Genomic DNA, 12,909 nt, shown 5'->3' with positions numbered 1-12,909 from the left:
ACTGTCGCATCATGGAAATCTTTACCGCCGCCGGTCTGGCAGCGCTTCTCCAAGTCATCGTCATCGACCTGGTTCTTGCCGGCGACAATGCCGTCGTCATCGGCCTTGCTGCCGCCGGCCTGCCGACGGACCAACGCAAGAAGGTCATTCTGGTCGGCATCATCGCCGCAACCGTGTTGCGCATCGCGCTCGCCAGCGTCACCGTCCAACTGCTCGAAATCATCGGCCTGCTGCTCGCAGGCGGCATCCTTCTGCTCTGGGTCTGCTGGAAGATGTGGCGTGAAATACGCGAGCAGCAGGCGGCAAACGCGGCAGGCGAAAGCGGCGAAGGCACCGAGGCGCCCCGCAAGACCTTCATGCAGGCGGCCATCCAGATCGTCGTCGCCGACGTCTCTATGTCGCTCGACAACGTGCTCGCCGTCGCGGGTGCCGCCCGCGAACATCCGACAATCCTGGTGATCGGCCTTGCTCTGTCGATCGCCATGATGGGCATCGCCGCCGGCTTCATCGCCCGGCTGCTCAACCGCTACCACTGGATCGCTTATATCGGCCTCGCGATCATCCTCTATGTCGCGCTCGACATGATCTATCGCGGCTGGGTCGAGGTCTGGCCACATGTCGCGCCGGCCGTGGCCGCGGTGGTCTGAGACCCGGCGACGGAGATCCACCCGTTATGCAAAAGGCAGGGCCCGGCCCTGCCTTTTCTGTTTGCGGCATAGGTTGCCGGCGCGATCGCCGGATGTCCCTCACCCCTTGAAGATGAACGACGCTCCGACTGCGATCAGCGCGAAGCCGACCAGATGGTTCCAGCCGATCGATTCCTTCAGCCAGAAGACAGAGAAGGCAGCGAACACCAGGAGCGTGATCACCTCCTGCATCGTCTTCAGTTGCGCAGCAGTATAGACCTGATGGCCAATGCGGTTGGCCGGCACCGCCAGGCAATATTCGAAGAAGGCGATGCCCCAACTGGCGACGATCGCCATGTAGAGCGGCGACGACGTGTACTTCAGGTGACCGTACCAGGCGAAGGTCATGAAGACGTTGGAAACGAGGAGCAGCAGGATCGGCCAGAGATAGGCCGGATTGACGGTGAAGGGCATGGAAAACCTCGGGCGTGCGAATCGTGCCCTGACGATGCGCCGCCGCGCTGCCCGCATGCAAGCATCAGTGTCGCGATCGCGCGGCAAGACGGGCTCACGGTGTTAGATCGCCGCGCATTTCGCCGCCTGAAACGACGATTCGCCGTCGCGGCGATCATCTATTTCGGCACTTAGCAATCCCTGCCCCAATATTTTACGGGTTTTGCCACAATTTTGCACCGGCGCATGGTGAATGAAGCTTTGCTGCCCGACGGGGCAGACAGGGGAATACCACACTTCGAAACGGCAGTTGCCGTGAAGCTGGCTCCGCGCTTGAGCGCGGTTTGCCGACGTGCCCGATGCGGCGTCTTGAGCGCCTGCACGCGCGCGGCCGTTGATATCTCCCCGCCCCAACATTGGAACCGTTGAGCAACCGGGTGCTATGCCGGCGATTGCCAGGCCGCCCCAACCGTTCGCACCAAGCAACTTGTCAAGGAGTCCTGACCATGAAGGTCCTGGCGATTCTTGCGGCTGCCTATGTCGCGCTCCTCATACCTGACTTCGCCAATGCGGGCATGCTTGCCCAGGCGCAGCACTACAAAGGCCTGCACGAGGTCAAGAACAACAAGACCCTCCGTGCAGCGCTCGGCATCAACCCGGCCCGCACCCCCTGGTGCGGTCACTTCATGGGCATGGTGGCTCGCAAGGCCGGCCGCAGCCCGCCACAGAGTTTCGGCATAGCCCGGTCCTGGCTGCGTTTCGGCGCGCCGGTAAAGCTCGCCTATGCGCGCCCCGGCGACGTCGTCGTCGTGCGCACCGGTCGCGGCTATCACGTCGGGATCCTGTCCATGCTGTCGAAATCGACGGCCCAGCTGATCGGCGGCAACCAGTCCGGCGGCGTCCGGGTCTCGCAGTTCGCACGCGGCCAGGTGGTTGGCATCAGGCGGTAGACGCGGCCCAACGAACGAGTGTATTTCAGTGCCGGCTTTCCGCGCCGATGGCGTTCGTCCTCAGGACAAGGACAGGCGCATCGCGCAGCGTCGCTCCGGTGGCAAACCATGCGCTGCTTCGGCGGCAAGGATTTGCGCGAGCCGTCGGTCGAGTTCGCTCGCCTCGAGCGTCCTGAAACCGAGCTTGCGATAGAACAGCTCGTTCCAGGAAAGATCGCGGAACGTCGTCAACGTCACCGCGGCAAGCGATGTCGCACGCGCATGCATGATCGCGGCAAGCATCAAGGTGCGCCCAAGTCCCTGCCCCTGATGGTCCGAGAGCACCGCGAGTTGCCAGATGTGCAGGACATCACCCGCAACCGCAGCGCACAGGAACCCGGTCGGCCGGTCCGCAGCATCGACCACCACGACCGACAGGCCCGTTTTCAGGAAGGCGCGATGCGCCTCCTCCGATTGCACGTCGTCATCGGCAATCCAGGCAAGCTCGGCAACGGTCCTGAACACGGCGCCGGAAGAGCGCTCGATGTCAGGCAGAAGGGCGAAGTCGCTTTCGCGTGCAGGTCGAATCAATGGCATGGTGACGCCATCCTAGCCAAGGGCAACGCCGCGTCGACCCCACCGCGACGGCCGACGAACGCCGCTGCACCACATCCGGGCAATTTAGGCTTCTCCACTTTTCTAATTTAAGTTACGCTTAATTTCCGTCTGACCAGATGCCGCGGGAGGGGCCCGCCCCCTTGGAACGGAAGCTCGCCGTGATCCTAGCTGCCGACGTCGCCGGCTACAGTCGCCTTGTCGCGGCCGACGAGGAAGGCACGCTCGCCACGCTTGGCGCCTACTTCGAGATTGTCTCGGGCCTCGTGGCAGAGCACGCAGGCCGCATATTCGGTGCGGCCGGCGACAGCATGGTCGCCGAGTTCCAGAGTGCGGTACAGGCGGTGCGTGCCGCGGTCGCGATCCAGCGCACCCTGCAGCGGCGAAACGCCGACCTTGCGCCCGAGCGGCGCATGGAGTTGCGGATCGGTCTCAATCTCGGCGACGTGGTGGTCGAGGGCAGCAACCTGCTCGGTGACGGTGTCAATGTCGCCGCACGTCTGCAGCAGGTCGCCCAGCCGGCGGATATCTGCATCTCCGCGGCCCTGCACGACCAGATTGAGGGCAAGCTCGAGTTCCCGACGAAACGGCTCGGCGAACAGAGCCTGAAGAACATCCCGCGCCCGGTGCTGGTCTACAGCGTCGGGTGGCGCGAAGATCCGGTGGGGCCGAACCGGCCGGGGATACCGCTTGCCCTGCCCGACAAGCCGTCAATCGCCGTGCTGCCCTTCGTCAACATGTCCGGAGACCGCGAACAGGACCACTTCGCCGATGGGCTGACGGAGGACATCACCACCGCGCTGTCGCTCTACCGCTGGTTCTTCGTCATCGCCCGCAATTCCTCCTTCGCCTACAAGGGACGCGCCCTCGACGCCAAGCAGATCGGCCGCGAACTCGGTGTGCGCTATCTCGTCGAGGGCAGCGTGCGCCGGTCCGGCTCCCACGTGCGCGTTACCGGACAGCTGATCGAGGCCGAAACCGGCATTCATCTCTGGGCGCAGCGCTACGATCGCGAGCTCGCAGACATATTCGTCATCCAGGACGAACTCACCCAGCACGTGGTCGCGGCGATCGAACCGGAAATCCTCATCGGCGAAAACCGCCGTGCGCTGTTGCGCGGAACGGACAGTCTCGACGCCTATGAATGCCACATGCGCGGCACGCTCCTGCACAACGCTCAGGATTCCGCCGCGCAGTTCGCCGAGGCCATCGAGTGGCAGCGACGGGCGATCGCCCTTGATCCCGATTTCGCCCGCGCACGCATGATGCTCGCCCGCTCGCTCTATGCCCGCTGCTTCTTCGGCTTCAGCGAGGATATCGAGCGTGACTGCCGTGAACTGCAGGTGGAAGCGAGCCGCGCGCTGTCGTTCGAGGAACACGACCCCTATACCCACTACGTCATGTGCCTCGCCAACTTCGCAGCCCAGCGTCCGCACGCAGCCGTCTCCGAAGCGCAGCGCGCCGTTGACCTCAACCCCAACTTTGCTCTTGCCTACATGGCGCTTGGGTGGTCGCGCATCTATATCGGCCGGTTTGCCGAAGCGCTCGAGCCGCTCTACACCGCGTTGAGGCTTAGCCCGCACGATCCCCTCGCCTACCTTTTTCTCAACCGCATTGCGCTCGCACACTACCATCTCGGCAACTACGAGGACGCGTTGCATCACGCCGAGCGGGCGCTTTCGGTCCGCCGCACCTACTTCAACCTGCTGGTGCTGATCGCCTGCCTCGGCCAGCTCGACCGCGTCGAGGAGGCGCGCAGGATCGTCCCGGAGGCGGTTGCCAATGCGCCAGCCGACCTGCCGCGCTACTGGCGCATCCTTACGCCCTATGTCGATCCCGCCCACCACGCACACTTCAACGAAGGGCTCCTCAAGGCGGGCCTCTCCATTGTTCCGTAGGCCGCCATGACACGCGCGCAACTGTTCGGCGTTCTGATCGGCATGACGGTGGTGGCCTTCTTCACCGTACTTCGCGCCAACGATCCGCAAGTTTTGCGGCAGGCGCGCGACGTCACCTTCGACGAGTACCAGCGGATCGCGCCGCGCACCTACGAGCCCATGCCGGTGAAGATCGTCGATATCGACGAAGCGTCGCTGCGCGAGCTCGGCCAATGGCCCTGGCCGCGCGACCGGCTGGCGAAGCTGACCGAGCGCCTGTCGGAGATGGGCGCCGCCGCGATCGCCTTCGACGTGCTCTTCGCCGAGCCGGACCGCCTGTCGCCGCGAACCGTCGTGCGCGACGTCGGCGGCGTCGATCCGTCCTTCATCGCCACCCTGCCGGACAATGACGAGATCTTCGCCGAAGCGATCAAGGACAAGCCGGTCGTGCTCGGATTCGGGCTTACCAACGAGGGCAGCTACCTGCCGCCGGTCAAGGCGGGTTTTGCCTTCACCGGCGAAGACGCGATGGAAGCGCCACCACGGCTGCGCGCAGCAACGCCGATCCGCCCCCAACTCGAAGCCAATGCTGCAGCACTTGGCCATATCAGCCTCAACCCCGGCTCCTCTTCGGCCGTGGTGCGCACCGCACCGCTGTTCCTGAGCGACGGCCGGCAGTTCTATCCGAGCCTGGCGCTGGAGGCGCTCAGGATCGCCCAGGGTGCGTCGACCTATGTGCTGGCCGCAGCGCCAGACGTCGCTAATACGCTGACGGCGGTCAAGATCGGTGACTTCGTCGTGCCGCTGATGGCGACCGGCGAATTGTGGCTCTGTGTGACGCCGGACACGGCCGACCGCTACATCTCCGCCCGCCGCATTTTGGCCGACGGCGAACCGTCGCCCGACATCCGCGCCGGCATCGAGGGCAGCATCGTCTTCATCGGCACCTCGGCGGCAGGTCTTCAGGACGTGCGCACCACGGCGCTCGGCCAGAACGTTCCTGGTGTTTCGATCCATGCGCAGATCGTCGAGCAGATCCTCTCCGGTCGCTATCTGGCGCGCCCCGACTGGGCCGATGGCCTCGAGATCCTCTCGATCGCGCTCGCCGGCACGCTGCTGGTGCTGCTCACGACCTTCGTCAGTCCGATCGTGGCGCTCGTCTGCGGCCTGGCGGTTACCGTGCTGGCCCTCGTCGCATCCTGGCTTGCCTTCTACTACGGCGGTCGCCTGTTCGATCCGCTGGCGCCGATCCTTGCCGCCTCCATCACCCATTTCGCCGCCACTGCCTTCCGCTTCCTGGTCACCGACCGCGAACGGCGCGAGGTCCGCCAGGCCTTCGGCCGCTATCTCTCGCCGTCACTGCTCTATCGCATCGAGCACACGCGCAACGCACTCAGCCTCGGCGGTGACGACCGTGAACTGACGGTCATGTTCGTCGACGTGCGCAGCTTCACCGAGATGAGCGAGCGTATGACGCCAACCGAGGTCGTCGCCTTCCTCAACACCCTGCTCGACGCCTTGAGCCGGCATGTGCTGGCCAACGAGGGCACGCTCGACAAGTTCATCGGCGATTCGATCATGGCCTTCTGGAATGCGCCTGTTGATGTCGCCAACCATCCGAAAAAGGCGGTGCGCGCCGCACTCGGCATGCGCGAGACGCTGACCAGGCTCAATGCCGACAATGCCTTCGGCTTCGGCGCCGACCAGGAGGTGCGCATCGGCATCGGCATCCATACGGGGCTTGCCTGCGTCGGCAACATGGGCGCCGAGACCCGCTTCAACTATTCGGCCGTCGGCGACACCGTCAACATCGCCGCGCGCATCGAAGCGGCCTGCAAGGAGGTCAATGTCGACATCCTGGTGTCGGAGGCGACGGCGCAGGCGCTGCCGGATCACGCGATGCTCGACGCCGGAGCCCTCGGGCTCAAGGGCAAGACGACGCGAACCCGCGTCTTCGCCGTCGCCGGCGACGAAACCCTGTCGTCATCGCCGGCCTTCGCCGACCTGCGGCGGCTGCACGAACGGCTCGTTACCGCGCTTGCCAGCCGCAGCCAGACAAGCCGCGGCATGATCAATGCCGCCAAGCTGAAGGTCGCGGCGCTGGCCCCGGCGCTCTCCGGCTTCTACGGCCGGATCGGCCGCCGCGCGGACCACTTCGCCCAGCCCTCAGACGATGGTGCCAAGCGCCCGGCCGAATGAGCTCAAGACGTTTCCTCGGAAATACGCACCCGTCCCATGAAGAAACGGCCACTGGGCGCTAATCGAGCGCATGTCCGCAAGATCCGCGGGTGCGCAAAAACATGTTCGGCGGGGCGCGCGGGCTTTGACGTCAGCGCTCAGACGCGCCTTGCGCCCAACGCCTCAGGCGCCCTTCAATCATGACTTGGAGCCTGGTCCTGCTGTGTGCCGGGATCGCGGCTCGGCGGATCTCCACCGCCGGAATTCTGCGGTCCCGGGTCGCCCGGATTGTCGTTGCGCGGTCCGGGATCACCGGGATTGTCGTTGCGCGGCCCGGGGTCGCCGGGGTTTTCCGTTTTCGGCCCCGGATCGCCAGGGTTCTCCGTTTTTGGGCCCGGATCTCCGGGGTTCTGTGGCTGCGGCCCGGGGTCGCCCGGATTCTGCGGCTGCGGACCCGGATCGCGCGGTTTTTCCTCGGTTGGCGGCGGCTTTTCCTCACGCGGTTTCTGTTCCACCCGCACCGGCCGCTCCGGCGTCGCACGGGTGGTGCCCTCGAACTGTGCGGCGCGCAATCCGCAACCGCCGCCCACCCAGCCCAGCGCTCCAGTCAGGCGTTGGCCGCCGGAGAGGAACGGCAGCGCCTGGGCATTGCCAAGCGCCTTGAGCGTCGTGCGGCTGACCCGTGTCGGTTGCGTGGCGCGACGGCCGGGCTTGGCGACGATGCAATCGCAGCGTTGCGTCAGTTGCCGGCAGCCACCGGGACCGCAGAAATCGGCGGCGCCGCTGAGCAGCACCACGGCGGTGGTTCCATCAGGACCGACGAAGAAATCGAACGCGGTGCCGCGAACGCCGATGGTGCCGGCCGGCGTGACGATCTCATAGGCGGAATGGCCGGACTTGCCGCTGATCCAGCGGAACGTGCCCTTGGCGGCCATGATCGTCAGCTTCTTCACCGACTTCTTGTCGTCATAGACGAACTTGTCGATGACGACCGAAGACCCCCAACCAACGGCCAGCTTGGTGCCGTCCTCGAAAACGAACTGACCGAGCCCGGACTTCGAGGTCGAAATCCGTTCGTCCTTGTAGACAGGGTCCCGTACCGCAATCGCACCACGCGCGCCGCTGACGGCCGTCCGGATTTCAACCGCCTTGCCCACCGGTTCGGCGGCAAACAGCGATGCCGGACCAAGGACCGCGGCACAAAACACGAGTGCGGCACCACGCAAGCAGAACATGGCGCCCTCCAAAGAAGTATAATTATCATGCAGCCGGCTTTCGTGTCTTGTCGCCCAAACGGCGTAACCCAGCGTCAGGCCGCAACCGTAAGGGTTAGGCACACACACGCCGGCATGTCCGTCGCCGCATGAGCCCGGGTCGGTTCCGATTGTGTTGGACGACGACGACCGGGACGTGCGCCAGCTCGGCCGCCCCGGCATGACACCGTCCGGGCCGCATTGTGCCACACGCTCCGGGCCCCTAGCCGGCGCTCGCCGCCTTTGGCCGCTGCTCGCCTGCCGCACCGATACGGCTGAGGAGCCTGGCGATCTCCAGCAGGGTCACGAAGTCGGAGAGCATCGGCACGATCTTGGCCTCGGTCATCTCGCGATAGATGTTCGGCAGCTCGAAGAAGTCGTGTCTGGACGGCAGCAGGACGATGCAGCTGTCGCCGCTGAGCGCGAGACGAACGACGTCATCGTCGAACGAACTGGAGAGGAACGCGATGGTCTTCGCAACCTCATCGATCACGCCGGCGGCAGCGGCCAGATTGTCCGTCACGAACTCGTGGCTATGATCAAGGTCGCGGCTGCCGCTCGATATCGCGCCCGGCACCTGCCACAGATCCCTGGCGTCATCGGCAGACAGCGCGACAAGGTCCCTGCTGTCGGCAGCACTGAACCCCTTGTCGATCGCGTCCAGCAGCCCGCCGAAGCGCTTCTTGCGCGCCACCAGCCAGCCCGGAAACGGAGTGTCGAGCTTGACCTTGAGCACAAGCCCGCGAAACTGATTGACGACCGAGCTGCGTTTGCTGCTCTTCTGGATGCCCAGTTGCGCCTCGCACAGCGAGAAGGAAACCCCTTCGACAGTGCCGTCGATGAGGTCTTCATAGTCGGCGACGTCGAACGCCACGAGATCCAGTCGCGTGAGCGAACCGGCAACGTCCGGCCACCCGCGTTGACTGAAGCGAAAACCATCGACGAAACCGAAGATAGCCGGCAGCAGGGCATCTTGCGTGCGCTCAAGTCTATGCCAGACCGTCTTGTCGATCTTGGACCAGGCCCAGAGCATGCCTACCACAGGCACCATCGCCAAATAATCGCCGCCGGGCACGGAAAAGTAACTCACCGCATAGGCGCAGAGCAGGACGCCGGCCACCGATCCACCGCCGATCCAGAGCCGCCGCCACCACAACTGGGCGATGACGCTCCTGCGCATCGCATTGTGTTCGGCGATCACGGCCCTGACTTTCACCAGCACCTCCGCATTCGCCAGCACCTTGGACATCTTGTCGTCCCTCGGCCTCGATTGCGTCATGCCCAAACTCCCATCCGTTCCCCCAATTCAGCTCCCCTATCCCGATCCTGACCCGCCAGCAAAAAAAACGCGCCCGGAAAGAACGCATCGAGACCATCGATGGCCAGCAGAGCCAAGAATGCTGCGATCACGAGCTGCGCCACCCGTTCAAGCATCGTGCGGTCTTCTGATCGCTGTCGTCGGGCTCGCTCTGCGCCGCAACCCTGACGCCTTGGCCGGAAAACCGCAACCATCCAGTGCCGTATATGTTGCCTTTTTGTACTCCTTCGCCCCTTTTCTTTCGACCGGACTCTCGCCATATTCCCCGCCATGACCAAAGCTCCGAAGAATGCTCCTCAGAAGCCCTCCACTCCGTCCGGTTTCGAAGAAGCGCCGCAGGCGCCTTTCTCCGGTGCGCCGCTCAGCGGCAATGTCTCCGACTGGGTGAAGCAGCTCGAGGCCGATGCGGAGGCCTCCGCCTTCGAAACCCAGCGCCAGATCGCCTCCAAGGCCGGCAAGCACCGCAAGACGGTGGAGATCGCCGCCTCCAAGGCCGCGCGCAAGGCAGCCGGTGCTGAAGACGACGCGGCGCCGAAGAAGGGCAAGAAGGGCAAGGTCGAGATCGTCGGCAGCAAGTCCGCCCGCGGCACCTCGATGGGCGGTTCGACCGACCCGAAGACGCGCGCCGCCGCCGGCCTCAACCCGGTCGCCGGCCTCGACGTGTCCTTGGAAGATGCCGCCAAGCTGACCTCCATCTCAGGCGTCACCGCCACGGTGGAAGCACTGTCGGCGCTGATCGAGAGCGGCAATCCGCTGTTCAAGGACGGCAAGCTGTGGACGCCGCATCGGCCCGCCCGCCCGCCGAAATCCGAAGGCGGCGTCGAGATCCAGATGATCTCCGATTACCAGCCCGCCGGCGACCAGCCGACGGCGATCGCCGATCTGGTCGAGGGTCTGAATTCGGGCGAGCGCAGCCAGGTGCTGCTCGGCGTCACCGGCTCGGGCAAGACCTTCACCATGGCCAAGGTGATCGAGGCGACGCAGCGTCCCGCCGTCATCCTGGCGCCGAACAAGACGCTGGCCGCCCAGCTCTATTCCGAGTTCAAGAACTTCTTCCCCAACAATGCGGTCGAGTACTTCGTCTCCTACTACGACTATTACCAGCCGGAAGCCTATGTGCCGCGCTCGGACACCTTCATCGAGAAGGAATCGTCGATCAACGAGCAGATCGACCGCATGCGCCACTCGGCCACCCGCTCGCTGCTCGAGCGCGACGACTGCATCATCGTCGCCTCGGTCTCCTGCATCTACGGTATCGGCTCGGTCGAAACCTATACCGCCATGACCTTCCAGATGAGCGTCGGCGACCGGCTCGACCAGCGCCAGCTGCTCGCTGACCTCGTCGCCCAGCAGTACAAGCGCCGCGACATGGATTTCCAGCGCGGCTCGTTCCGGGTGCGCGGCGACACGATCGAGATCTTCCCGGCCCACCTGGAAGACGCGGCGTGGCGCATCTCCATGTTCGGCGACGAGATCGACGCCATCACCGAGTTCGATCCACTGACCGGCCAGAAGACCGGCGACCTGAAGTCGGTCAAGATCTACGCCAATTCGCACTATGTCACGCCGCGCCCGACGCTGAACGGCGCCATCAAGGCGATCAAGGAAGAGCTGGTGCATCGCCTGGCCGAGCTGGAAAAGGGCGGCCGCCTGCTCGAAGCCCAGCGGCTGGAGCAGCGCACCCGCTACGACATCGAGATGCTGGAGGCGACCGGCTCCTGCGCCGGCATCGAGAACTATTCGCGTTACCTCACCGGCCGCAACCCCGGCGAGCCGCCGCCGACGCTGTTCGAATACATCCCCGACAACGCGCTCTTGTTCATCGACGAGAGCCACGTCTCCGTCAGCCAGATCGGCGGCATGTATCGCGGCGACTTCCGCCGCAAGGCGACGCTGGCCGAATACGGCTTCCGCCTGCCCTCCTGCATGGACAACCGCCCGCTGCGCTTCGAGGAATGGGACGCGATGCGCCCCGATACCATCGCCGTTTCGGCGACGCCGGGATCCTGGGAGCTGGAACAGTCCGGCGGCGTCTTTGCCGAACAGGTCATCCGCCCGACCGGCCTGATCGACCCGCCGGTCGAAGTGCGCTCGGCGAAAACCCAGGTCGACGACGTGCTTGGCGAAATCCGCGAGACGGCGGCCGCCGGCTACCGCACGCTCGTCACGGTGCTCACCAAGCGCATGGCCGAGGACCTCACCGAATACCTGCACGAACAGGGTATTCGCGTGCGCTACATGCACTCCGACATCGACACGCTGGAGCGCATCGAGATCATCCGCGACCTGCGTCTCGGCGCCTTCGACGTGCTCGTCGGCATCAACCTTCTGCGCGAAGGCCTCGACATTCCGGAATGCGGCTTCGTCGCCATTCTCGACGCCGACAAGGAAGGTTTTCTGCGCTCCGAGACCTCGCTGGTCCAGACCATCGGCCGCGCGGCCCGCAACGTCGACGGCAAGGTCATCCTCTATGCCGACCAGATCACCGGCTCGATGCAGCGCGCCATGGACGAAACCAGCCGCCGCCGCGAAAAGCAGATGGCCTACAACGAGGCCAACGGCATCACCCCGGAATCGGTGAAGGCAAAGATCTCCGACATCCTCGATAGCGTCTACGAGAAGGACCACGTCCGCGCCGACATCTCCGGCGTCGCCGGCAAGGGTTTCGCAGACGGCGGCCACCTCGTCGGCAACAACCTGCAGGCCCACCTCAACGCGCTCGAAAAACAGATGCGCGACGCCGCCGCCGACCTCGACTTCGAAAAGGCCGCGCGCCTCCGCGACGAAATCAAACGCCTCAAGGCCGCCGAACTGGCAGCGATGGACGACCCGATGGCGCGGGAAGAGGCCAAATCAATGGAAGGTGGCAAGCGATCAGGCAAGGGCGCGCCCAGCCCAATCTCCCCCCCTGTGGGGGAGATGTCCGGCAGGACAGAGGGGGGTACTGCGCCCTCCTCCTCCGACAGCTACTTCCAGAAACCCCACCTCGACGACATGGGCCGCGACATCGCCACCCCCGCCGGCGCCGACAAATCCCTGTTCCGCCGCAACACCCTCGACGAAATGACCGTCGGGCGGACGGAAAAACCGGTGACCGGTCATGTGCCGGAAAAGCCGCTCCTGACACGGGCGAAACCGGGCGTCGGGTCCTATGAGGATCCGGCGGACGAGAAGCGGCAGAAGGGGCGGACGAAGGGCAAGACGGGGCGGCCTGGGCGGTAGAGGTAAGCGGCAAGATGACGGACTTCGAAAACGAGTGCAGCCCGAGCCCGCTTACTACGAAACTCCATGAAATGAATACTTGAAACAGAACACTATAGCAGTGGCGTAGATCAAGTTACTGCACGCAATGTATTCTCCGAAATCGGTCCAAGCGTTAGAGCCCCATGGTCAAGATAGCCGCTGATCCCACCCAACTTCCGGTACTCTACAAAGGAAGAGGCCATCGGCCTCTCCGATAGGCTGATGACCACTCGCTTCCAAGAAAAACCTGGCCTGCGACTCGGAGATCGACTTCTCTAATATCCAGCGAAACAAAAACTGGAGAAGTGCCACGAGAAGAACGACCCGCCGGGTGCAGCCGCGCTATCTACTTAACCTATGCAACTGAAGTCGCGATCTCAATCGCACGGTCCATCTGGCGGTCACAGTCGGAGATCT

The 12,909-nt window shown here is 64.5% G+C and carries 10 protein-coding genes; 5 read left to right on the top strand and 5 right to left on the bottom strand.

The genetic code is table 11. From position 1 onward, the window contains the following. Positions 1–11: 11 nt before the first annotated feature. Positions 12–647 (top strand): TerC family protein, encoded by a 636-nt coding sequence (locus tag VGO12_RS01610; protein ID WP_327510999.1) that lies wholly within the window; start codon positions 12–14, stop codon positions 645–647. A 99-nt stretch (positions 648–746) separates the two neighbouring features. On the opposite strand, the gene VGO12_RS01605 is transcribed toward VGO12_RS01610, so the two are convergent. Then, positions 747–1,100, bottom strand: a complete 354-nt coding sequence (locus tag VGO12_RS01605) for a DMT family protein (protein ID WP_327510998.1) — start codon at positions 1,098–1,100, stop codon at positions 747–749. Between the two features lie 485 nt (positions 1,101–1,585). On the opposite strand from VGO12_RS01605, the gene VGO12_RS01600 reads away from it, so the two are divergent. Continuing rightward, positions 1,586–2,029, top strand: coding sequence for a TIGR02594 family protein (locus tag VGO12_RS01600; protein WP_327510997.1), 444 nt, complete (start codon positions 1,586–1,588; stop codon positions 2,027–2,029). A 60-nt stretch (positions 2,030–2,089) separates the two neighbouring features. On the opposite strand, the gene VGO12_RS01595 is transcribed toward VGO12_RS01600, so the two are convergent. Further along, positions 2,090–2,605 carry a GNAT family N-acetyltransferase gene (locus tag VGO12_RS01595; RefSeq protein ID WP_327510996.1) on the bottom strand — a complete coding sequence of 172 codons (516 nt, stop codon included), beginning with the start codon at positions 2,603–2,605 and terminating at the stop codon, positions 2,090–2,092. A gap of 179 nt (positions 2,606–2,784) precedes the next feature. Here VGO12_RS01595 and VGO12_RS01590 point away from each other — a divergent pair, with 179 nt between their 5' ends. Both VGO12_RS01590 and VGO12_RS01585 read left to right on the top strand, forming a co-directional pair. Continuing rightward, positions 2,785–4,521 carry an adenylate/guanylate cyclase domain-containing protein gene (locus tag VGO12_RS01590; protein WP_327510995.1) on the top strand — a complete coding sequence of 579 codons (1,737 nt, stop codon included), beginning with the start codon at positions 2,785–2,787 and terminating at the stop codon, positions 4,519–4,521. Positions 4,522–4,527: 6 nt separating this feature from the next. Then, on the top strand, positions 4,528–6,699 hold the full coding sequence (locus VGO12_RS01585) for an adenylate/guanylate cyclase domain-containing protein (protein ID WP_327510994.1): 2,172 nt from the start codon (positions 4,528–4,530) through the stop codon (positions 6,697–6,699). A gap of 173 nt (positions 6,700–6,872) precedes the next feature. Here the strand turns inward: VGO12_RS01585 and VGO12_RS01580 are convergent, their stop codons facing one another. From VGO12_RS01580 to VGO12_RS01570, 3 genes are all read right to left on the bottom strand, one after another. Then, entirely contained in the window at positions 6,873–7,913 is a 1,041-nt protein-coding gene (locus VGO12_RS01580; protein ID WP_327510993.1) for a FecR family protein, read from the bottom strand. A 241-nt stretch (positions 7,914–8,154) separates the two neighbouring features. Then, positions 8,155–9,210 (bottom strand): hypothetical protein, encoded by a 1,056-nt coding sequence (locus tag VGO12_RS01575; protein ID WP_327510992.1) that lies wholly within the window; start codon positions 9,208–9,210, stop codon positions 8,155–8,157. Beyond that, positions 9,207–9,365 (bottom strand): hypothetical protein, encoded by a 159-nt coding sequence (locus tag VGO12_RS01570; protein WP_327510991.1) that lies wholly within the window; start codon positions 9,363–9,365, stop codon positions 9,207–9,209. The genes VGO12_RS01575 and VGO12_RS01570 overlap by 4 nt, the downstream gene beginning before the upstream one ends. A 154-nt stretch (positions 9,366–9,519) precedes the next feature. Between VGO12_RS01570 and uvrB the strand changes: the two genes are divergently transcribed. Beyond that, a complete protein-coding gene (gene uvrB / locus VGO12_RS01565) occupies positions 9,520–12,471 on the top strand; it encodes an excinuclease ABC subunit UvrB (RefSeq protein WP_327510990.1) in 2,952 nt (983 codons plus the stop codon). The last annotated feature ends 438 nt before the right edge of the window (positions 12,472–12,909 follow it).

This window comes from Ensifer sp. (assembly GCF_035999135.1).
GTDB lineage: Bacteria > Pseudomonadota > Alphaproteobacteria > Rhizobiales > Rhizobiaceae > Ensifer.
This window is presented reverse-complemented; position numbering and strand designations above follow the sequence as displayed.